Source organism: Trichococcus sp., assembly GCF_049589555.1.
In the GTDB taxonomy this organism is placed as follows: Bacteria; Bacillota; Bacilli; order Lactobacillales; family Aerococcaceae; genus Trichococcus.
Genome location: NZ_JBAWAZ010000365.1, coordinates 1 through 21,093, shown reverse-complemented (window position 1 = coordinate 21,093; position 21,093 = coordinate 1). Strand labels below are relative to the sequence as shown.

At 38.2% G+C, this 21,093-nt stretch carries 21 protein-coding genes; 13 read left to right on the top strand and 8 right to left on the bottom strand.

Annotated features, from left to right (window positions below):
- The first annotated feature begins 252 nt into the window (after window positions 1-252).
- The 3 genes from WBV27_RS12625 (at window position 253) to WBV27_RS12615 (ending at window position 2,976) form a co-directional block, all read left to right on the top strand.
- Entirely contained in the window at window positions 253-1,098 is an 846-nt protein-coding gene (locus WBV27_RS12625; protein ID WP_424202479.1) for an FTR1 family iron permease, read from the top strand.
- Between the two features lie 463 nt (window positions 1,099-1,561).
- Window positions 1,562-2,086, top strand: a complete 525-nt coding sequence (locus WBV27_RS12620) for a flavodoxin domain-containing protein (RefSeq protein WP_424202478.1) — start codon at window positions 1,562-1,564, stop codon at window positions 2,084-2,086.
- An 86-nt stretch (window positions 2,087-2,172) separates the two neighbouring features.
- The gene (locus WBV27_RS12615; RefSeq protein ID WP_424202477.1) at window positions 2,173-2,976 is read left to right on the top strand and encodes a TspO/MBR family protein; all 804 of its coding nucleotides are present in this window, start codon (window positions 2,173-2,175) and stop codon (window positions 2,974-2,976) included.
- A gap of 258 nt (window positions 2,977-3,234) precedes the next feature.
- On the opposite strand, the gene WBV27_RS12610 is transcribed toward WBV27_RS12615, so the two are convergent.
- On the bottom strand, window positions 3,235-3,630 hold the full coding sequence (locus tag WBV27_RS12610) for a hypothetical protein (protein ID WP_424202476.1): 396 nt from the start codon (window positions 3,628-3,630) through the stop codon (window positions 3,235-3,237).
- 354 nt (window positions 3,631-3,984) lie between these two features.
- Here WBV27_RS12610 and WBV27_RS12605 point away from each other — a divergent pair, with 354 nt between their 5' ends.
- From WBV27_RS12605 to WBV27_RS12585, 5 genes are all read left to right on the top strand, one after another.
- A complete protein-coding gene (locus WBV27_RS12605; RefSeq protein ID WP_424202475.1) occupies window positions 3,985-4,413 on the top strand; it encodes an Rrf2 family transcriptional regulator in 429 nt (142 codons plus the stop codon).
- 96 nt (window positions 4,414-4,509) lie between these two features.
- Entirely contained in the window at window positions 4,510-5,520 is a 1,011-nt protein-coding gene (locus WBV27_RS12600; protein WP_424202474.1) for an NADP-dependent oxidoreductase, read from the top strand.
- The gene (locus WBV27_RS12595) at window positions 5,520-6,356 is read left to right on the top strand and encodes an alpha/beta fold hydrolase (RefSeq protein WP_424202473.1); all 837 of its coding nucleotides are present in this window, start codon (window positions 5,520-5,522) and stop codon (window positions 6,354-6,356) included. The genes WBV27_RS12600 and WBV27_RS12595 overlap by 1 nt, the downstream gene beginning before the upstream one ends.
- 3 nt (window positions 6,357-6,359) lie before the next feature.
- Complete coding sequence (locus tag WBV27_RS12590) at window positions 6,360-7,223, top strand: SDR family NAD(P)-dependent oxidoreductase (protein ID WP_424202472.1); 864 nt, start codon at window positions 6,360-6,362, stop codon at window positions 7,221-7,223.
- 1 nt (window position 7,224) lies between these two features.
- A complete protein-coding gene (locus WBV27_RS12585) occupies window positions 7,225-8,436 on the top strand; it encodes an NADH:flavin oxidoreductase/NADH oxidase family protein (protein ID WP_424202471.1) in 1,212 nt (403 codons plus the stop codon).
- Window positions 8,437-9,292: 856 nt separating this feature from the next.
- Here WBV27_RS12585 and WBV27_RS12580 read toward each other — a convergent pair.
- Complete coding sequence (locus tag WBV27_RS12580; RefSeq protein WP_424202470.1) at window positions 9,293-10,540, bottom strand: helix-turn-helix domain-containing protein; 1,248 nt, start codon at window positions 10,538-10,540, stop codon at window positions 9,293-9,295.
- A 197-nt stretch (window positions 10,541-10,737) separates the two neighbouring features.
- Here WBV27_RS12580 and WBV27_RS12575 point away from each other — a divergent pair, with 197 nt between their 5' ends.
- Window positions 10,738-13,044: a glycoside hydrolase family 2 protein gene (locus WBV27_RS12575; protein WP_424202469.1), complete on the top strand. Its 2,307-nt coding sequence runs from the start codon at window positions 10,738-10,740 to the stop codon at window positions 13,042-13,044.
- Window positions 13,045-13,164: 120 nt separating this feature from the next.
- Here WBV27_RS12575 and WBV27_RS12570 read toward each other — a convergent pair whose 3' ends face one another.
- Both WBV27_RS12570 and WBV27_RS12565 read right to left on the bottom strand, forming a co-directional pair.
- Window positions 13,165-13,512 (bottom strand): DUF1648 domain-containing protein, encoded by a 348-nt coding sequence (locus WBV27_RS12570; RefSeq protein WP_424202468.1) that lies wholly within the window; start codon window positions 13,510-13,512, stop codon window positions 13,165-13,167.
- Window positions 13,513-13,973: 461 nt separating this feature from the next.
- Window positions 13,974-14,198 carry a hypothetical protein gene (locus WBV27_RS12565; RefSeq protein ID WP_424202467.1) on the bottom strand — a complete coding sequence of 75 codons (225 nt, stop codon included), beginning with the start codon at window positions 14,196-14,198 and terminating at the stop codon, window positions 13,974-13,976.
- 666 nt (window positions 14,199-14,864) lie between these two features.
- On the opposite strand from WBV27_RS12565, the gene WBV27_RS12560 reads away from it, so the two are divergent.
- From WBV27_RS12560 to WBV27_RS12545, 4 genes are all read left to right on the top strand, one after another.
- On the top strand, window positions 14,865-15,425 hold the full coding sequence (locus WBV27_RS12560) for an alpha/beta fold hydrolase (protein WP_424202466.1): 561 nt from the start codon (window positions 14,865-14,867) through the stop codon (window positions 15,423-15,425).
- Between the two features lie 404 nt (window positions 15,426-15,829).
- Window positions 15,830-16,363: a hypothetical protein gene (locus WBV27_RS12555; protein WP_424202465.1), complete on the top strand. Its 534-nt coding sequence runs from the start codon at window positions 15,830-15,832 to the stop codon at window positions 16,361-16,363.
- Window positions 16,364-16,927: 564 nt separating this feature from the next.
- Entirely contained in the window at window positions 16,928-17,476 is a 549-nt protein-coding gene (locus WBV27_RS12550) for a hypothetical protein (RefSeq protein WP_424202464.1), read from the top strand.
- A 180-nt stretch (window positions 17,477-17,656) separates the two neighbouring features.
- The gene (locus tag WBV27_RS12545) at window positions 17,657-18,223 is read left to right on the top strand and encodes a recombinase family protein (RefSeq protein ID WP_424202463.1); all 567 of its coding nucleotides are present in this window, start codon (window positions 17,657-17,659) and stop codon (window positions 18,221-18,223) included.
- A gap of 593 nt (window positions 18,224-18,816) precedes the next feature.
- Here the strand turns inward: WBV27_RS12545 and celB are convergent.
- From celB to WBV27_RS12525, 4 genes are all read right to left on the bottom strand, one after another.
- Window positions 18,817-20,118: a PTS cellobiose transporter subunit IIC gene (gene celB, locus WBV27_RS12540; protein WP_424202462.1), complete on the bottom strand. Its 1,302-nt coding sequence runs from the start codon at window positions 20,116-20,118 to the stop codon at window positions 18,817-18,819.
- Window positions 20,119-20,137: 19 nt separating this feature from the next.
- Window positions 20,138-20,443 carry a PTS lactose/cellobiose transporter subunit IIA gene (locus WBV27_RS12535; protein WP_424202461.1) on the bottom strand — a complete coding sequence of 102 codons (306 nt, stop codon included), beginning with the start codon at window positions 20,441-20,443 and terminating at the stop codon, window positions 20,138-20,140.
- A 17-nt stretch (window positions 20,444-20,460) separates the two neighbouring features.
- On the bottom strand, window positions 20,461-20,766 hold the full coding sequence (locus WBV27_RS12530) for a PTS sugar transporter subunit IIB (protein WP_424202460.1): 306 nt from the start codon (window positions 20,764-20,766) through the stop codon (window positions 20,461-20,463).
- A gap of 14 nt (window positions 20,767-20,780) precedes the next feature.
- Window positions 20,781-21,093, bottom strand: a 313-nt coding sequence (locus WBV27_RS12525; protein ID WP_424202459.1) for a family 1 glycosylhydrolase, incomplete at its 5' end; no start/stop codon positions are given.

Below are 21,093 nucleotides of genomic sequence, written 5' to 3'. Positions count from 1 at the left end.
TTATATGAAAAGTCAATGATTTTCAATTTTTACTGACTTTGATCTAAAAAGCAAAAGACAGATTGTAAACTCGAAGTATAAGATTATTTTAGGAACGTGCTCTTTTCATAGGATAGGCTGATATCTTTTAAAATTAGAATTTTCTCATTGACAAGTTGAACAGATGCATCCATAATGATGTAAATGAGAATTGTTCTCAATTGCGTTGAGATATAATACGGCCTGGACTAATACATCTAAAGGAGAATCACTATGGATACATTTCTACCCGCATTTATCATGGGTTTTAGGGAAGGCCTGGAAGCATTCCTCATCGTCAGCATCATTCTTCAATACCTAAGGAAAAGCAAAAATGAATCTTTGCGGAAATATGTTTACTACGGGACAATCAGCGGTATTGTTGCTTCGCTCGGTATCGGGGGCATTCTTTACATCCTGTCCAAAGCAATCGACAAAATGGATCAAGTGGCAAAATTATGGGAGAGCGGAGCAAGCTTCGTTGCGTTGGCATTGGTGACTACGTTCATCTACTGGATGATTAAGCACGGCCGAAACATGGTCTCGACTGTGGAAAGCAGTGTCAGCCAAAATCTGTCTGCCTTCGGGATTGCCAGCGTTGCTTTCATAATGGTCGCGCGTGAGGGCGTAGAGGTTGCGATCTTCACTTTTGCCGGACAGTACGCCATCGCAGCCCTGTTTGCGGGGATTACAGCAGCTTTAGTGTTGGCAGTCCTGATCAATCATTCGCTGGTGAAAGTCAATTTAAGGATTTTGTTCAACATCACCTTGGCCTATCTCATCCTGCAAGCCGGCTTTTTGCTTGGTTACGGTATCCATGAAGGCTTATCCGCTCTTGGCTCCATGAACCTAGTATCCAGCGAGAGTCCTTTGTTCATAAAAGCTTTTGACCTCTCTGAGACCATTTTTTACCATAAAGAAGGACTGCTTGGCTTGCCTCTGTATGTCCTGTTCGGATGGTATTCCAAACCGGAAATACTTCAATTTATCATGCAATACCTCTACACGGGTTCGCTTTTCTACATTTGGCACAGGGAAATAAACAAAGAAGCGAGTAAATTAAATTCGCTCGCGCAATAACATAAATCCAATGGTAACTTGGATTGACAATATGCAGTAAATTAAAAATAGGCCAGGACGAAATCACGCAAGGATTTCAGCCTTGGTCTTTTTTATTTTAGCGGACTACTTAGACTATGCAAAGGCTGCACAATAATTACTGACTAGCCAAAGTTAACGGAATTTAGTCATTATAGACATTTTTATCTAATCAGATGCGGTATAATAATAGTATAGAATCTAGCTTTAATTTGATGAGGAGGCACTAACAAGATGAGCTCTCACAAATAAAGAACGCCCTTCTGTATCGAAGATGACAAAAATTATGAAATCTTTTAGCATACCCATTCCAGACGTTTTCCAGGCAGTTCAGGATACCTATAGTCCTTCTGGTATGCCCATAAGTATTCTGAGCGGAAAGATTACGTCAATTCTTTAATTCAACTTATATAGTTGATAAAATAGTAATGAAAGGGCTGAAAAAATGAAGAATATAGTTTTATACAAAAGCAGATATGGGAATACTTTTCAGTATGCGACTTGGATTGCTGAAGCACTCCAATGGGAAATCAGAGAATTTTCGGAGTTTAAAAAAGAGGAGATCAACGAATACCAGAACATAATTTTTGGAACGGGTGTATACATGGGCAAGATGAATCAAATCAAAAAAGTGCTGAAATGGTTTGAAGACAAGCCAATTATTATTTTTGCCTGTGCTGGTAACAACAATGTACGAGAAGATATTGAGGTAATCAAGATGAATAATTTTACGGAAGAACAGTTGGCATTTCACAAGTTTTTTTATCTGCCCGGAGGTGTTGATTTTTCAAAAGTGCAAGGACTATTTAAAAGTATGTTAAACGTGTTCAGAAAAGTCCTGGAAATGAAAAAAAACAAAACTGAAGAGCAGAAAGCTATTCTTGAAGGATTTTATCATCCGACTAATTATGTTGACAAAAAACACATTGAACCTATTCTTGCCTTTGTTCAAAAATCTGATATTTCATAAGAGGCATAACTAAAGTAAATGTTGAATTAGCAAAAGAATATTGCGCAATAGCTGAATCATAATGATGACAAATGGAGGGGAAGAAAATGAAACTTAAAACAAAATCATGGATCAACGCAATTTTTTTGATTTTCACATTAATCGTAAATGGCATGGGTGCTTTTGGTATCATCAACGGTCTTTCACAAAAAGAAGTTTCTGATATGTATCAAACGCTAATCACACCCGCACCTTCAACTTTTAGTATTTGGAGCATTATATACACTTTCTTAATCATTTCTATTATTGTTATGATTTTCAAGAATCAAGATTCTTACTATGAGCGAGCAATTGATGAGATTAGTTTTTTGTTCTGGCTATCATGTGCTTTAAATATAGTGTGGATTGTTAGTTTTTCTTATAATTTAATCGGATTGTCAACAATTTTCATATTTGCATTCTTAATAGTCATGGTTTTAATCGTAGAGCGCATTGGGAAAATTCAGACAAGCAGACGTTTCTTGCTGCCGATTACTTTTGGATTGTATTCAGGATGGCTTTTTATAGCAACAGTTGTAAATATAGCAGCTGGGCTTGTAAAAGCAGAATGGGGGAGATTTGGAATTTCTGCAGAAATCTGGAGTTCTGTCATTCTTCTTGTTGCAGTTGGGTTGACGCTCCTGGTTCTACTAAAAACAAAAAATGTACTATTCCCAATTCCGATTGCCTGGGCATATTTTGGAATCTATAATTTTTTATTAGCGCCAGAAGGTTTCCAAGGGGAATATAGTTTGTTGCCAAATGTAGCTTTAATAGGAATCGTTCTTTTGATCGGCTTATCAGCGATTCAATTCTATAAAAACAAGTATATGGTTATGCCAAGTGCTTTGGATCAAAACAAATTAGCTTGATTAACAATTATCAACTTGGCAATTTGTTGTATGATTGATTTGAAGAAAAAGTCAACAAAAAGGGGTAGAGTTTTTCGCCCAATGTCATTACCTTAAGGGTAGTGACCAATAAGAGACAGTTGGAACGGAGCGAGTACCTCTCCATTTCCAACTGTCTCTTTCGTTCATAAGTATAACTTACTTAATCCATAGATACATAAAAACCGTATATCTTGCGATTTATTCGCAAGCACACGGTTTTTTTGCTTTGGATCATTTTTATTTTTCGACTTTTACGATCCCCATGCCAGGAATCTGCGGGGGTATGGACATCGTGGTGGGTGCCTGCTCGACTAAGGTGACGGTTACGTTATCGCCTTTTTCTAATGCTGACAGAGATATATTTTCACCGGAGGATAAGTCGGTCAAGGGAACACCTTCCATCAACAGGATGACTTCATCGAAAGAAGCAGCTTCCGAAGACTCTACCGGAACTAAGTCAGACACGAACAAGCCTCCTTCATGCGTTTCGCCACTGTCGATAACTGTTCCTGTATACAGTACAGTTGCTTCTTCATTTTCCGCAACCTCACTATTTATACTCGCCTGAGAACTCGCAGCACCACAGCCACTCAGCAGAGCCGTAGTGAGAAAGCATAAGATTAACTTTTTCATACAAATTCCTCCTTGTTCTCCAGATGATTCAATTATAACCCACACGACAATAATTGTTGAAATATTAACTCAAATGTAAAATAAAGTATCCAGGCTAACTCGCTTATTTGGAAAATCAGACTTTATCTGCTAACTCCTAATGGGGTATCCTAGCCAATACACGGCATTTATATACCTTGTTTGATATGAAATCTCCAATATCCTTTCTTCATGATAATCAACTCTTGACACACTTTACTTTACAAGAAAATTTGACAAATCTTGTTTATTTGTTATACTTGTATTAAATACAAGTACAAGTTCAAGGGATTTACATCTTGAAAATTATCTTGTGCGTTTGGGAAAGGAGCTACTATGGATACTAAATTTTCAGTAGCTATTCATATTTTAGTTATGATTACTGAGAGTGAGAGAAGTCTGTCTTCACAAGCTCTAGCGATAAGTGTTGGAACAAATGCAAGCTACATCCGTAAGGTTATTGGACTTTTGAAGAAAGCAGAGCTAATCAGCTCACAACAGGGAAAAGGTGGGTACAAGCTGACCAAAGCTCCAAATCAAATTAGCCTGTTGGATATCTACTATGCTACTCAGGAAATTAATCGCGTTAACCTTTTTCAAATGCATCAAAACCCAAATGAAACTTGTCCTGTAGGTCAACACATTGAAGGTGCCTTGACATCTATTTTCTCAGAAGTTGAGATTCATCTTGCAAATGAGATGTCTAGTCAGACTCTGGAAGATGTGATCTCTAATCTTTATAAACAAGCTAAGATTGCTCGTTAACTGACTTGAAAATCTAATTCAGTCATTCCAGAACTAACATGTATTTACTTGTGATGCAAAAAAAAATTAGAAATTAATTGAGAAGAGGGTGCATACATGAGAACAGCGCAATTGACAAAATATAATAAAAATCAAATCACACTAAATTTAACAGATGTACCAAAACCTGAAGTCGGGGCTAATGATGTCTTGGTAAAGGTGACAGCGGCGGGGGTTAATCCTCTTGATAACATGATTTCACGTGGTGAAGTGAAGCTCATTACACCATATAAACTTCCACTTATTGCTGGTAATGAAGTTGTTGGTGTCATTGAGAGTGTTGGAAACCGCGTTCGTCAATTTAAAACTGGTGACCGTATATTTGCTCGACTTCCTCTGAACCGCATTGGAGCTTTTGCCGAATATGTCGCTGTTGATAGTGCAGCGATTGCCCATGTTCCATCATACTTAACGGATACTGAAGCAGCGGCTGTTCCCCTAACTGCCTTGACCATCACTCAAGCGCTTGAATTGATGGGGGCTGAAAGTGGTAAGACCCTCTTTATTTCAGGTGGTACGGGTGGTGTTGGAGCCATGGCAATTCCGATTGCAAAAGCCAAGGGTCTGATTGTCATTACTAATGGCGACGTCTCAAATAAAGAGCGTGTACTAGGGCTAGGCGTAGACCGATTTATTGATTACAAAACGGAAGACTACACCAAAACGTTGAGTCATGTTGATTACGTTCTTGATACACTCGGTGGTTCAGAGACTGAGAAACAAATGGGCATCCTTAAAAAGGGTGGTCAGCTTGTTTCTCTTCGTGGTATGCCCAATGGTGCTTTTGCAAAACGAATGAATCTATCAAAATGGAAACAGATTCTATTTGGACTTGTTGGACGTAAATTTGATAAATTGGCTGATAAATACGGTGTCACTTATAACTTTATTTTTGTTGAATCGAATGGCCGACAACTCCAAGAGATTGCAGATTTGTTTACCGAACTTCAAATCAAACCATCTATTGATACCGTCTATTCCTTTGAACAAATCAATGAAGCACTAAACAAAGTTGCCCATGGTCGTTCACGAGGGAAAACCGTTATCAATTTTGAAGGAGGGAAATAATGTCATACTTAAAAACTAAAAATCAATTGATCTCTGTTAATGGGAAGGAAATCGCCTACCGTGAATTAGGAAAAGGTAAATCAAAATTACCTCTAGTTATGTTGGTGCATCTGGCAGCAACCATGGACAATTGGGATCCTAAATTGATTGACATCTTAGCTCAAAAGCAGCATATCGTTTTACTTGATTTACCTGGCGTGGGGGCTAGTCAAGGTAAGGTTGCAACAACCCTTTCAGGTATGGCAGCACAAGCTATTGCCATTATCAAAAAACTAGGTTATGACAAAATCAATCTGTTAGGCCTCTCTATGGGAGGTATGATTGCTCAAGAAATCGTACGTGCAGATAACAACTTGGTAAATCGCCTAATTTTGGTTGGAACTGGACCACGTGCTGGACATGGGATTGATAAGGTTACTCAGGTGACATTTGCAGACATGTTTAAAGCTATTCTTCATAGAACTGACCCAAAACGCTACATTTTTTACAACCATGATGCTGAGGGGAAAGTTGAGGCTGATAAGATTTTAAATCGATTATCTAGTCGTTCAGAGGAGATGGCTGATAAACCAATGGCAGTGCCCGGTTTCTTGCGTCAATTAAGAGCAATCCATCGTTGGGGTAAAGCTGATGCAGATGACCTCTCTTACATTACCCAGCCGACACTCATTGTCAACGGGGATAATGATACCATGGTACCTACTGAGAATTCTTATGATATGCATAGTAAAATTTATAATAGCAAGCTCATTATCTATCCAAATGCAGGTCATGGTTCTCTTTTTCAGTATGCCGATCAATTTGCAGATAATTTACTAAATTTTTTAGGAGAATAGAAGATGCTTAAGACTATATTAATTACAGGTGCTACGGATGGTATTGGTAAGCACTTGGCACAGAAAATGGCCAATGAAGGTCACGAAGTTATCATACACGGGCGTAATCCAGAAAAATTGAGGAAGGCTCTGAGTGATATTCAGCTCAAATCGGGTAATCAACAGGTGCATGCTTACTTAGCTGATTTTTCTATAATGTCTGATGTCTATCATTTTGCACATGAAATAAAAACTGATTTCCAAAAGATTGATGTTCTCTTTAATAATGCAGGGCTTTATGCTGGCAGTCAGCGCCAAGCAACTGCTGAAGATGTTGAATTGACCTTTATGTTGTCCGTTCAGGTCCCGTATATTTTGACTACAGAACTGCTCCCTTTGTTGGGAAAATCTGATGCAGGTCGTGTCATCAATACCTCGTCTTTCATGCACCATTTTGCCAAGGTTAAAAACCTTGATTTTGGTATGACAGAGGATTACACACCAGGATTGGCTTATAATAATGGCAAACTTTATACTATATGGCTCAGTCACTACCTAGCGCAGAAATTGCAAACAAAAGCTACCAAGGTTACCATCAACAGTTATCACCCTGGTTTGATTTCAACGAATTTGGGTAATGATAGCAGCGATGCCAAAGTTCAGAGCTCGTTTTTTAGCCGTATGATGAAATTCTTCTCCAAGGATCTTGACCAAGGGATTGAGACAGGATATTATCTTAGCCTTTCAGATGAGGTAGCAAGTATCACAGGTCGTTATTTTGATGGTAAGAAGCTTAAACGCGTTTCTTACAAGGGTTATTCTGAAGAGAAGGCTGCTCGGCTCATCCGTTATTGTGATGAGAAGATTGAGCAATATAAGGTGATATGATATGGATGACTTATTATTCCAACCTTTAACTTTACCCAATGGTACAGTTATTAAGAATCGTTTTTTCAAATCAGCCATGAGTGAAACGATGGGTGACCGTCATCAGTTGCCAAATAGAGAACTGATTATGCTTTATAATAAATGGGCTAGTGAGGATATAGGTGTTCTAGTGACGGGGAATGTCATGATAGATAGTCGCTATCTTGGTGAACCCGGAAATGTTGCCCTTGACTCAGAAAAAAATTTGGATGTCTTCAAGGCTTGGGCACAGGTAGGTCAAAAAAAGGGAACTCCCATCTGGTTGCAACTTAATCACCCTGGTAAACAGATGTACCGCTCTATTCAAGAAGAACCGATTGCACCTAGTGCTATACCGATATCGGGGAGTTCAGCATCGGCTTTCCGTATACCGCGAGAAATGACACTAGTAGAAATTCAAGAGACAGTTACGAAATTTATCTCTGCAGCCCAAAGAGCTGAAGAAGCAGGGTTTTCAGGTGTACAACTCCATGCAGCCCACGGCTATCTTATCAACCAATTTTTATCGCCTGCAGATAATCACCGAAAGGATACTTACGGGGGCTCTTTGGACAATCGCATGCGCTTTTTAAGAGAAATCTATCAGGGAATTCGACGTTCGGTTAATCCCAATTTTTCAATTGCCTTAAAGCTAAATGCTTCAGACTTTAAGGAAGAGGGCTTTGGTTTTGAAGATTGTCAGGAGGTTGTCAAAATCATGTCTGATTTAGGTGTTGATTTGATAGAGATTTCTGGTGGTAATTACGAAACTCCAGTTTTCGGAAGCGAGTATGAGAATGGTGCAGGTTTCTTAAATTATGCGACTGCATTATCAAAAATAACGAATGTTCCTATTGTATCAACAGGTGGATTTAGAGACAAAAAGCAGATGGAGAAAGCCATAAATGATGGTGTCTCCATGATTGGCATGGCTAGACCTTTTGTTCTAATGCCTAATCTCGTGACAGAAATTAAGCAGACAAAAGATTTTCATCTTACGACACCACGTTTAACTACAGGTTTATCAAGCTTAGACAAAACCCTGGGTCCTATTATTGGAGTAAGCTACTATGAAGGGCAAATGAAACGTTTAGCAAATGGTCGACCGATCAAAAGGAGGGAAAATGCCTGGCCCTACCTCTTGACTACAGTTAAATTACATGGCTTAGCAGCACTCCGACCACGTAGACAATAGAAATAATTCAATCTTATAAGCAATCAAAAAGACGTATAAATTTTATGGCTCAGTTATGCGGACGCCTAAGAAAACCGCCGCGGGCAACATCCTGAATCCTAAAAATCCGAATAGATCCTCACACTTTGCAAAGTGTGGGGATTTAATCCGTGAAAAAGAGAAAGCCTTTGCCAAGACGCTTTTTCATATATAAGAAGGATAGATAAAAATTGATTACGACAGTAGGCTTTTCTATCTTTAACATCCTTGAGTTGGAGAAGCCTTTACTTAGATTTGATCGATTTCCCAAAAAACCACGTGGTCGATAGTGAGGCCTTGGAATGTCTATTTTCTTTTTAATGCCTGTTGTTAAACTATCGAGAATAGTTAAGTCGGTAGAACCGCCCAGATATTCAAATGTATGGTGTGTGACGTAATCCAGACTACTCATTTCATCGTTAGGAATACTTCCGCATAAGACAATTGACTGCACGGTAATGTTACTACGAAGACATAGGCTTTTACTTTTTCATCTGTATCTTGATCAATGTAACAAGCTGGCAATACAAACAGCTCCACTTCCATAATTTCTCCAGGCTTCCGACACATATGGGCATAGTAGCTTTATGCTATCGCGCAACGAATTGTAATAGTCACAAAACGTACGATAAGTATATTTTCCCGCTTATACGACACATCACTTTGTATTCCTGATGAAGAAGTATAAAGGTCACGTTTGGTTCCGTCCATTTGCTTCTAATTGTTTTTCTGGAAATAAAAACCTACCTACGTCAAATAATGGTAATCAGCATGGGATTCTTCTACCCCTCATGCTGATATTTTTTCATGAACAATTTTTAACAGCGAGTCTATTTATCTACCGACTAGAATTATAGTGCTTACTATATTGCGAAGGAGAAAGGGAAGTAGTTTTTTTAAATACCCTACTAAAATAATTTAAATCATTGAATCCTACCATGAGCGCAACCTCTGTAATCGATACATTTCCCCTTTGTAAGTAGCGTTTCGCCTCTTCTATTCTCTTTTGATTAATATAGTCAACGATGCTCCTGTTCGTTTCTGCTTTGAATTTACGTGAAAGATGTGAGGCATTCACGTAAAGTTCATCAGCAATGATAGATAATGATAAATCCTCTTCTAGATGCATATGGATGTAATCCACGGCCTTTTTAACAAGGAGACTATAATGACGGGTAGAAAAGTCTCTTACAGCTGTACAGTATTCATAAACCATCGTTTCTACCAACTGTTTTAAGACGGAAAGGCTGGAGGCTCTTTCAATCAAAATAGCAAATTTTTCGGAAATATGATGAATGTAAAGGGGATGAACACCGCCTCTTTCAGCTGCGGTTCTGGAAATTGTGTTCATAACCAATACGATATTCTTTGCAGATCGAATAGGGCTTTCAGGTATTCGATTGAAAAAGCTTAATAAAATATCTTTGTTGTAGTCGTTTAAAATACGGGCAATTTCATCTTTATTTCCTTGGGCGATGGCGTCCACAATCTCTTTTTCTAATCGAAACCGCTCCTCTATCTGATCGTTACTCTCAGACATTGCTAGTTTTAACTCTTCTCTATTGAGAGTGGAGACAACCCGTTCTGTCGCTAGCGATTGCGTTTCAATATAAGCATGTGCAAATAAATTTACTAGTAATTCACCGATGCTTTGGGCGTTTTTTCTGCTGACGACGGATAAAGAGTGATAAAATTCTTCGAGTAATTTTCGTTCGCTTATGGGTGCGTTGTTTTTCGCAACAATATCGCTGATAAATCCAATGCCAGGTATACTCGAAACAAAAGGACCCATTAAAACAGCCCCGCAACATTCGCCTTTTATCCAAATTCCCGTTGCAATGTATTCAAGGTTAAAAGCATTGACATGATGGTAATAGCGATTTGTTTCACCCTGTCTAAGTTGCTTGATTATGGTAGGGTACTCTTTGTCTAAACTTTGAAGCGTGACAGGGATAAGATAATCCAAGAGATGGAAAAGAACAGTACCAGCTTGATCCATTAACCGAACGTCCACTTTAGTCACATCATGTAAGATGCGGCATTTCTTCTTAAGGTCGTCTATATTATTTCCCCAATTTTCAATCATATCTTTTCCTCCATGCTTCCTTATACGTTTAATTATACAGATAAAGCATAAAAAAAGCAGATGTGTGCTAGTTTAGGCAAGAAAATGCGAGTGTATTTCGTGAGGACTTGTTAAGATAGAGGGGTAAAGCTAGGATGTACGATAGGAGTTCAGAAGGCGCAGCACTCAGATTGCTTAGCAATTTAGGAGGAAAATAAATGAGAAAAGTCATTCATTTCAATCAAGACTGGAAGTTTATCAAACAAGATGAAGATCAAGCAATGGGTATCGACTTTGATGATAGAAACTGGAAAGTTGTTCAGATTCCCCACACATGGAACGCTATTGATGGAGCAAATGGATTTGCTTATCATAAAGGCGCATGTTGGTACAGAAAAGAGTTTACGATAGATGATTCGGCGCAGGGAAACAAAGTATATGTTGAGTTCGAAGGGGCGAATAGTATAACGGATGTCTACCTGAATGGCCAGCATTTGGGTCAACATAGAGGTGGCTATTCTACTTTTAGATTCGATCTTACGGAAGCGATTGATTTTGATGCAAAGAACACGTTGGCTGTGAAGGTAGATAATACGGTTGTCGATGATGTCTATCCGCAAATGGCCGACTTCACCTTTTACGGTGGCATTTATCGTGATGTGAACTTAGTCATTGCCAATCCTGTTCATTTTGACTTAATGGATCATGGTTCAAAAGGTATTTACGTTATTCAAGAGGAAGTAAACGAAGAGAATGCGGCCTTAACGATCAAATCACTGCTTGTGAACGATAGTGAGGAAGACAAAAAAGTGCGGCTTTGGGTTGATTTGCTGGATGCAGAAGGAGAAAATATCGCCTATGCTGCCAAAGAAGTGACATTAGTGGCGGGAGAACGGAAATCAGTAGAAGTTCCGCTTGTCATAGAGAATCCCACATTATGGAATGGCAGAAAAAACGCCTATATGTATGAAGCAAGGGTGTCTATGGAGAGTTTTAACGACGTGATTGATGAACTCACGATTCCGTTCGGTGTCAGATACTTTGAAGTAGATGCTGAAAAAGGTTTCTTCTTGAATGGGGAACACCTTGCTTTGCATGGTGTGGCAAGACACCAGGATCGAAAGGATATGGGCTGGGCAATCACAGAAAAAGAGCAAGCTGAAGATATGGCCTTGATAAAAGAAATCGGAGCAACTTCTATCAGATTAGCTCACTATCAGCACAATCAATATTTCTATGATTTATGTGATCAAGAAGGCATGGTTGTCTGGGCTGAAATACCCTTTATCTCTTTAATGTCAAAAACAGAGTTAGAAGGTATTAATGCCAAACAACAAATGGTTGAACTAATTAGACAAAACTTTAATCATCCGTCTATCCTGTTCTGGGGAATCCAGAATGAAATTCAAATTAGTGGGGAAAGACCCGAGCTAAGAAAACTCGTAAATGAATTAAATGAGTTAACGAAAAAGGAAGACCCTACCCGATTGACTACAATGGCAAACGTCATGTTCGTTGAAGATGAAGATGACTATAATTATGTGACAGATACGATTGGATACAATAAATATTTTGGTTGGTATAACGGTGAAGCAGGAGACTTTGCGGGCTGGTTAGATGGTTTTCATAAGAAAAATCCGACTGTAAAACTGGCGATTTCAGAATATGGTGCAGAAGGAATTTTACAATACCACAGCAGTGATCCAAAAATAAAAGACTATTCTGAAGAATACCATGCGCTTTATCATGAAACTGTTTGGAAGATTTTTGAAAAACGTCCCTTCCTTTGGGCAACGTATGCATGGAACATGTTTGACTTCGGTGCGAACATCAGAGATGAGGGCGGTGTAAAGGGAAGAAATAACAAAGGGCTCGTCACCTATGATAGAAAGATTAAGAAGGATGCTTTTTATCTGTATAAGGCACATTGGAGTGATGAAAAATTTGTGCATATTACAGGCAAACGCTTTGTCGATCGGACGGATGATACGATCAATATCAAGATCTATTCTAACTGTAATGAAGTGAACCTGTCTGTAAACGGAGGGGAAACGACTACCCTTACAAGTGAGGATAAAGTCTTTGTCTTTGAAAACATTTCCCTGAAAGAGGGCATAAATGAAGTCAAGATACTCGCCAATGATGGGAACACTAGCCTACAAGATGTAGCTATGTTCAATAAAGTAGATAACCCAAATGAAAGCTATTTTACCCCTGAAGAAGAAGGGGGATTCGTCGCCAACTGGTTCGATATGCCGGAATTAGGCGATGTGGAAATGGAAGAACTTGTCATAACGGATGATGTCTACTCTACCCGTTGCACAGTGGGAGAACTTTTTAAAAATGAAGAAACAAAAGCGATCGTAACGACATACTTAGGTAACGTGGAAGAACATCCGATGTTCGATATGATGCAAGGTTTTACAATCGATGCCATGTCTCAAATTGCGTCCGATCAATTTAGTGAAAAAATGCTGTATACCCTCAACAAGGAATTATCCCAAATTAGAAAAAGGGAACAGTAAGAATGCACTTCTAACGGAACTACTTTCTATCAAATGCAATCACAACTAAAGCGAACTCCATCGGTACTTCAGTGCCGATGGAGTTCGCTTTGCCCTTTTTAAACGCTGCTCAGCATCCAATCAAATATTCAAATTGTAAAAAACTGCAGAAAAATAGGCGATGTCAAAGAAGATTGGGAATAAAAGGATACTAGAGCTGGTTTTTTTCCCGCCGAAAACATTCATTGTAGGGGCATTTTTCTTCCAGCGTACCACTCTGTATAGTTGAAAAAACAAGCCTGCAACAGGAAGCCCGATTAAGAATGCCAGCTTCGAGAGATAGTCATCCGCTTGTCCTAGTTCGTTAATGTGGATGGTGATTCGGTCAGGCAAGTACGAATAAGAAAAAATTCCGCTGATAAGAGGAAGAAGCAATATTGCAAATGAGCTTTGAACACTGAATATTGAGAAACGCTGACTAGGATTCATTTTCTCTCTTCTTTCTTTTCATTCTTGTTATTAAATTCACAAACGCTAATATAAAATCCATCAATTAGAAAAAGTATAAGTGCAGCTTTCAAACGCCATAAAGTCTAAATTTTTTCTTCCAAAAGAACGTGATCCGATCAGAATAGGTTCTTCTGAACCGTTTTCGATTGAGTGAAAAGTATTGATCGTGTCCGACTTTGAAACAGAAAAATGAATCTCCGGCTGTCCTTTGTACTTCACGGTAACAGGCCACAAGTAACTTTGGGAGACTTCGTTATACTCAGGAAAATAAACGTAGGGTGGTATGTTCTGGTCCATGTCACTTCTGCTCCCTAGCTCTATAGTTAGTGTGCAATTATCTTAAAAACGGTTTTTATGTTGCTGACATGTACGTTCTGTCGAATTAGTTTGATTGGCTGGTATGGGGATTTCGAATAGCGTAGCTTGGTAGTCCCGCATTATTACGTATTTTCTTTCTTTTTTTTCAAGACCTTTTCTAAAATTTTTAGGGCCACAACAACAAGCATTAGAACGCCGCTTATATTAAAGAAATAAACATATCTAATGTCTGCAATACCATTGTTGTAGAAATTTCCATTATATAAAAGCCAGACACCGCCTATTAAATAACCGGTTATTGTATCCCAACGATCTAAAAATCGCCACATTTTTCTGAGAAAATTCATGCCAGTACCTCTTTTCTGAAGCTCTAACTATAGAAAAAATAAATTATTTGTTACAATAGTAACATAAAAAATGTTTTAAAAAAAACATATTTATACGAGTACGCAAATGAGGCTTTCCCTGATTGTGAAAAAGCACAAACTTAATGTATACGTATTAGCTTGTACTTCACTGATAGGAGCTGCCGAATATCCGAGTGATCCTACAATTATAACCAGAGAGAAGCAATCATTTTACGGCTCTAATTACCCATTAAACAACCACTTCTTAGGATTATTATGAATAGGAGAAAAAAATGAAAAGAGACTTTTATAGATACATTCCCTTGTTGGCTGGTAGCATGCTAGTACTGATTGGTATAAGAGATAGACTGAATGAGCCACTATTTTATTGTATTTCAATCGGATATATCGCACTGATTGTTCTTTTGATGTGGAAAAGCGGGAAAAATAAAAATAGTGGGAAATCCAGTTAAGTTATCAAAAGGGAGTCCAAGCTGCTAAGGAATACCTTGAAAAGCATTACGATAAGTTGGCGCAAGAGAATCGGATAGAGGCTACTGTGTACCAGAATCGTAAAACTATCTAGCTGCACTTGCGGTAATTTTGAAAGCGTTCTTAACGCAAGTGTAGACAATTGCTGTAGGGTGACAAAAGGGAGGGCAACCAATGAATAGAATTGTACAAAATTTTCCAGCGCTTCCTGTCTATGAAGAAGAACACAAGAAAGGTGATCTGATTTGGTTCTTTCATGGTTTAGGGGACACTCATCACACATGGGATGAAATCTTCAACGAATTGAAAAGTGATTTCCGCTTGTTGTCCATGGATTTGCCAGGTCATGGTAGGTCATTGGAGTATTTCCATGAACAATCTGAATATATGGACGATGCGGTGGGCTTGTTTAAAGAAATCACAGAGCAAGTTTCTAAAGACCTTTCATTTTTCCTCGTAGGCCATTCATTGGGAGCTGAGATTGCATTGAGATTCGCAGCAACCTTTCCTAATCTTGTTAAAGGAGTGGTATTGCTGGATGGCGGCTATATTCAAAATGAAGATATTTCTGCTGATTTGGCAACCGATTTGAAGCAGGTACAGGAATTTTATAAAAGCTATCAGTTTTCAAGCTGGGAAAGCTATCTGGAGAACGAAAAATCTTACTATCAAAGATGGTCTGATTACGTCCAGAAAGCTGCCGTAGTCAAAATGAAGGAGGATGAAGACAAGTGAATTATCTCAAAAACAACGCTAGCCACATACGAAGCAGCAATAAGATCATTGCATATATACCCATCCAAGGAAATTTATTCAGAAGTTGAGTGTCCAATCCTATTGCTAAGAAGCTCACTACCGGAAGCTTCAAATGCTATGAAAGAAGTTGCTGCCAAACGATTGATTCGTGCTGCTTCAGATGCGACAGATCAGATAATTCCGAATGCTGGACACAATCTTAACATTGATGCCCCACACGAAGTTGCAAATCGGATCAAAAAGTGGATCGAAGTCCATAAAAATTACGATAGGGAACATCTTAAACGGAAAAAGGTCCGAAAATAGAGAAAATATAGGTAATGAAAATACTAAGAACGCTTTATAGTAAACGACGGTTGTATGGTGGTAGAGGAGGAAACAAATTGGATAAGATTGTGATATTGGTGGTCGTTCTGGGGATATTGGGCTATTCTTGGCAACAATCAAAGAAGTATTTATCTCCAACGTCCAGTTTCAATGCCATTATCACGTTTGACCCGGAACATTATACAGACATACGGTGGTTTGAAGTCTTTCGAAAGCTGACACATTGGGAAAAATTTGGAGCTCATTCATTCAAAGGAAATGTAGCAATGAATGCTGAAGATATCATTCATTTAATTCATAAGGAGCTTGAGGTTCCTTTGGGAAATTTCAAAGTCAAAGTATTTCCAATAGAGAAAACAAGCTTCGATTATATCGTAACTTTTAAAAAAATTCCGCGGCCTGAAATTGAGGATTACCCTCAGTTAGCGGAACTGGCGATCTGGAATACATACGGAAAAAACAGTTATCGATTGTGGCTTGGAATGTCAGTAGAGCAATTCAGGGAAGTCATCAGCCAGGAACTGCACATCCCGGAAGACAGTTTTACTGTTTATTGCCCTGCAAACCTCGTATGGACAAGGTTTTTGTAAGGGCGCTTAGAAATACTGGTTGATTTTTTCGCGCGTATCCGACTATTTATACTATTAGCCTGCATTCCTCGTTATAATTCACACGGGGATGAAGGATTTTTAACAGCGAATTGAATTATAGAAACTTAGAATTGAAGGAGGGAAAGTTATGTACAGTGAACCGGATAAGAAATTCCACTGCAACAACTGCAATAAGGTGATCGAGACGGGAGAGAAGTGCTGGATGAAGTGGAGTATTCCACCTAGCCACTTTCATACTCAAATAATGCCTTCGTTGGCTCTACGCTATGAGAATGCACCGATGGTTTGCAGTGAATGCGCCAAGCAAGACTTGAGATTTTCGGAGTTTTGACGGCGGATTTTCATAGGTCTTTCCTAATTTATTTGGAAGAACACCTATTCATTTTTGGACTTAAATGGCGAAAATTTTACTTTTTTAACGATAATTCACTCCCAACATATTATTTTTAATAAGGGGATGTTAGCGATATACTAAGAGGTTCTTGAAAACGTTATACTTTGTTGGCTTCATTCATTATGTCACTATTAGGAGGGTGTTTGTTTATGCTCAATAAAGAAAGTCTTGAAAAAAGTGCCGATTTAAGAAGAGGGGAAAATAGGGAGTTTTGGGAAGAATTTGACAAAACACTGCAAAAGCAACGTGTTGAAGTCACATTCAAAATGGATGGACATTTTTATCCAGCGACAATGAACTCGGTAGGTTCTCCGTATTTATGTGAATTTACGAACAAAGAAGTCAACTTTTTTGAATTTCAACCGCAATCACTAAACTGGAAGAACAGCTTACGTTTAAAATTAACCCATCTAGTTGAGGAAATCGAGCTGATAGAAGTGAATACCCAAAAGAAACTTGATTTAGTAATGGGAATTTTACCGTCTGATAGTGTGACATTAGAAGTAAAAATTGATTTTAAAAACGGACAAATATACCATCTATATTCGAAAAGTATTTCTGTAGCCGAAAAAATATTTGAGTGGTGCAATAATAATGACCTGAAGGTAAAAGATGAAGAGGGCATCGCGATATTATTTAAAGGATCCAATAATCCCGTAGATGAAATTAAAAATAACCGTATAAATAGAAGATATTAAATTCAATATAAATAAAAAAACTGATTACGCGACTCATAATCAGTTTTTTATTTTGTCTGGGTGCATAAGTTAGGCAGCTATGGTCAAAACTCAAGAGTATTGACTATGATTCCTTGCTCTAGTAAAATCAAGGGATACAAAGGTGTCATAACTTATGTTCAAAAGTGAGGGTGAAAAAAGATGAAATATGGCTATGCACGGGTGAGTACCCGCCAACAAGATTTGGAAGGACAGCTGCGTCAACTCGAGGAGGAACGCTGCGATCGGGTCTACTTCGAGAAAATTACCGGAACGAAAAGTGATCGTCCCGAATTTCAAAAACTCCTTCAGGAAATCCAGACAGGGGATACGCTGGTTGTGACGAAGTTGGACCGCTTCGCTCGGAGCACACAAGACGCATTGAATACGATCAAGCTCTTATTTGAGAAGGGCGTTCGAATCAACGTGCTGAATTTAGGAATTATTGAAAATACGTCCACTGGAAGATTGATCTTCACTATTTTCAGCGCTTTTGCGGATTTTGAGCGCGATCTAATTGTGGAGCGTACGCAGGAAGGGAAAGAGCTGGCTAAACAGAAACCCGATTTCCGAGAAGGGCGTCCGAAAAAATTCACTCAGCAACAAATTAATCTGGCCATGAACCTATTGAAGGACCATTCCTACAAAGATGTAGAGAAAATGACCGGAATCAGCAAAAGCACCTTGACGCGAAATAAAAGAAAAATACATTTAAGCGCTAAGGTTTAGAGTCTATCTAAGCTAAAAGATTAGATGGCCATTAGTTGTGCCAATGTGATCCTAAACCGCCCAGAGCGAGTAGGAAGAAAATAAACGTAAGCAGCGACAAGCAATTGAAATAACCCAGCAAAAGGTGCCATTATAGATGATTTCCGGGTAAAGTATGCTGCTGATGCGAAAAATCCAAAAGATCGTATGGGGTACCATGTAAAAGTGAATACCCTAAAAAAGAGAGAGCCTATCAAGAAGATTACGGAAGAAATAGACGTAACCAGTAAGTCTTTAAATAAAATTGAGTGCCTGCAAGGGCTATACAAATGACCCTATAGAACCGCCATAAAAATTGTCTGTTCTATAGGGTGAATTTAAAATTACAGTGATATCCGCCAGCCAAAATTACCACTAGTGACATAGTTAGGTTCTTTCCTGACTTAGTTTAAAGAACCGCGAAATAAAGCCACTGATATTTACCAGTGGCTACTTTTGTTATTCTTCTAACATACTATCTTAACTACACAAGAATTTGAGAATCAGGAATAAGCAAAAATTGCTCAAAGTCTCTACTAAAATTTGTCCAAAATAGTGACTCTAATCTACGCTTACTATATTTCTTGATTTTCAATGGCTACAGTCTCTTCTTTTACTTTTTGATTATCAGCAATTTTGAAAAATGGATAGTATACAATAATGGAAAGAACGATAATCACCAACTGTAATATTGAACCCGAAATATTTCCAGTCATCAAATACCCACTGATTAATGGTGGCGTCGTCCCTGGTGGTAAAACACCGATTGGTTTTCCAACAATTCCCCAAGACATTGATAGATACGTAATTAAAACTGTAATAATTGGCATAATCAAGAACGGAATCCACATGATTGGATTAAAAACAATTGGGAAACCAAAGAGAACAGGCTCGTTAATTCCAAAGATGCCAGGTCCTATACTTAGTTTTGCTAATTGTTTCAACTGTTTACTTTTAGCAAACATCAGCATCACAATTACTAATCCTAATGTAGCACCAGAACCCCCTACAAAAATCATATATCGAAATTCTGCTGAAACAATATTTTTAATCGGTTCTCCTGCTGCTAATGAAGCAGCATTTTCTGAAGTAAGCTGAAGCCAAATTGGTAACATGACCGAATTAGCAATAATTGAACCATGCATACCGATACACCACAACAAATTAATGACTAAGAAAACGACTATGGTCCCTCCTAGACTTGTTCCTAAATGTGTCAATGGTTGGGCTATGATTGTTTGAACTAAACTGTGAACGCTATCAAAAGAAGTGAAATTCTCTACCAACAAACGTAATGCCCAGACAACCATAATAACTACAAACCCCGGAATAACTGCTGTAAAAGATTTAGCTACTGTGGGAGGAACACCTGGAGGCATCTTTATAGTTAGATTTTTTTGGACAGTAATTCGGTAAACTTCTGTTGATATAATCGCTATTAATAAACCGGCAAATAGTCCCTGACTTGAAAAATAGCTTGTATTAATACCTGAAACAGCAACTTCATCAATGGTAGTCGTAAAACGCGGTGTTATAACAAAATATGAAGCTAATGCAATCGCCCCAGAAGCTAATGGATCAACCTTGTAACTATCTGCCAAACGATAACCTAGTCCAAATGTTGCAACTAGGGCGACTAGGTTAAAGGTTGCATTAAATGGATACATCAAAGCATTTTTGATTCCCTCATGCTGTTTTAAAAACTCTGTATATGCAGGAATTGGAAAACTTGCTAAAATCAAAAAAATTGACCCGATTATAATAAAAGGGATTGTTAAAACCATGGCATCTCTCAGAGCGGCTAGATGGCGTTCGTTAGCAATCTTATTTGCTTTGGGCATTACTTTTTCTTGTAAAAAATCTGTGACTTTATTCATCCTACTTATTCACTCCTTTTCATCTTGTTCTGTACAATTCAATAATTTCCTTTGCCAAAATTGTAATTGTTTCTGTACTCATTAGCTGATCTTCTGCATGCATAAATATCAACGTGTACGTAAGCTGTTCACCTTGTGATTCTCTTTTTATAAATTCTGAATGTCCTTTATGGCCTTGAACAAAAAAGGCATTAGATTCTTCGATTTTTGCATTAGCTACTTCAAAATTTCCTTCTTTTGCGTCTTGAATCGCTTCAATAACTAAACTTTTCGCCATTCCTACATTGCTAATAATTTGAAAAGCAGCTGTGTAGTATTGATCCATTAAAATTCACCCCTAGGTTAACTATTTAAAGCTTGATTTAAAACTTTTTCGCCGTCCATCATGCCATATGAACTCATATCAATTGTCGCAACTGGAATTCCTGATGGTTCCAGTTTTTTACTTAGTTCTTTTTTCATAAAGCTAACTTGAGGACCTAAAAGTAAAACATCTATGCTTTCACTCTTTAGCACTTGGTCCAGTTCTGAGACTGGCTTAGCAAAGATCTTTACTTCTAAATTATTTTCTTTCGCCGCTTCTTCCATTTTTGTTACCAATAAACTTGTACTCATGCCTGCTGCACAAGCTAACATAATTGTTTTCATCATCTTACCTCCATTTACTTAATGCTTTCGCCATTTGATGCAATAACATTTGTATACCATTCAAATGATTTTTTCTTTTTACGATTCAACGTTCCGTTTCCGTCATCATCTTTATCCACATAAATAAAACCATAGCGTTTTCGCATTTCGCCTGTTCCCACAGAAACAATATCAATACATCCCCAAGTGGTATAGCCTATTACTTCAACATGGTCTTCTGTGATAGCTCGCATCATTTCACGAATATGATCATTTAAAAATTCAATTCGATAGTCATCGTGAATTTCACCCTCGTCATTGATTTCGTCAACAGCGCCTAGTCCATTC

Excerpts from the sequence above, each read along its gene's own strand:
- celB (WP_424202462.1), bottom strand. The coding sequence starts at position 20,118 with ATGAATAAAGTCACAGATTTTTTACAAGAAAAAGTAATGCCCAAAGCA.
- WBV27_RS12575 (WP_424202469.1), top strand. The coding sequence starts at position 10,738 with ATGAGAAAAGTCATTCATTTCAATCAAGACTGGAAGTTTATCAAACAA.
- WBV27_RS12615 (WP_424202477.1), top strand. The coding sequence starts at position 2,173 with ATGAAACTTAAAACAAAATCATGGATCAACGCAATTTTTTTGATTTTC.
- WBV27_RS12535 (WP_424202461.1), bottom strand. The coding sequence starts at position 20,443 with ATGGATCAATACTACACAGCTGCTTTTCAAATTATTAGCAATGTAGGA.
- WBV27_RS12605 (WP_424202475.1), top strand. The coding sequence starts at position 3,985 with ATGGATACTAAATTTTCAGTAGCTATTCATATTTTAGTTATGATTACT.
- WBV27_RS12590 (WP_424202472.1), top strand. The coding sequence starts at position 6,360 with ATGCTTAAGACTATATTAATTACAGGTGCTACGGATGGTATTGGTAAG.
- WBV27_RS12585 (WP_424202471.1), top strand. The coding sequence starts at position 7,225 with ATGGATGACTTATTATTCCAACCTTTAACTTTACCCAATGGTACAGTT.
- WBV27_RS12600 (WP_424202474.1), top strand. The coding sequence starts at position 4,510 with ATGAGAACAGCGCAATTGACAAAATATAATAAAAATCAAATCACACTA.
- WBV27_RS12550 (WP_424202464.1), top strand. The coding sequence starts at position 16,928 with ATGCTCAATAAAGAAAGTCTTGAAAAAAGTGCCGATTTAAGAAGAGGG.
- WBV27_RS12545 (WP_424202463.1), top strand. The coding sequence starts at position 17,657 with ATGAAATATGGCTATGCACGGGTGAGTACCCGCCAACAAGATTTGGAA.
- WBV27_RS12595 (WP_424202473.1), top strand. The coding sequence starts at position 5,520 with ATGTCATACTTAAAAACTAAAAATCAATTGATCTCTGTTAATGGGAAG.
- WBV27_RS12620 (WP_424202478.1), top strand. The coding sequence starts at position 1,562 with ATGAAGAATATAGTTTTATACAAAAGCAGATATGGGAATACTTTTCAG.
- WBV27_RS12625 (WP_424202479.1), top strand. The coding sequence starts at position 253 with ATGGATACATTTCTACCCGCATTTATCATGGGTTTTAGGGAAGGCCTG.
- WBV27_RS12570 (WP_424202468.1), bottom strand. The coding sequence starts at position 13,512 with ATGAATCCTAGTCAGCGTTTCTCAATATTCAGTGTTCAAAGCTCATTT.
- WBV27_RS12610 (WP_424202476.1), bottom strand. The coding sequence starts at position 3,630 with ATGAAAAAGTTAATCTTATGCTTTCTCACTACGGCTCTGCTGAGTGGC.
- WBV27_RS12560 (WP_424202466.1), top strand. The coding sequence starts at position 14,865 with ATGAATAGAATTGTACAAAATTTTCCAGCGCTTCCTGTCTATGAAGAA.
- WBV27_RS12530 (WP_424202460.1), bottom strand. The coding sequence starts at position 20,766 with ATGAAAACAATTATGTTAGCTTGTGCAGCAGGCATGAGTACAAGTTTA.
- WBV27_RS12580 (WP_424202470.1), bottom strand. The coding sequence starts at position 10,540 with ATGATTGAAAATTGGGGAAATAATATAGACGACCTTAAGAAGAAATGC.
- WBV27_RS12565 (WP_424202467.1), bottom strand. The coding sequence starts at position 14,198 with ATGAATTTTCTCAGAAAAATGTGGCGATTTTTAGATCGTTGGGATACA.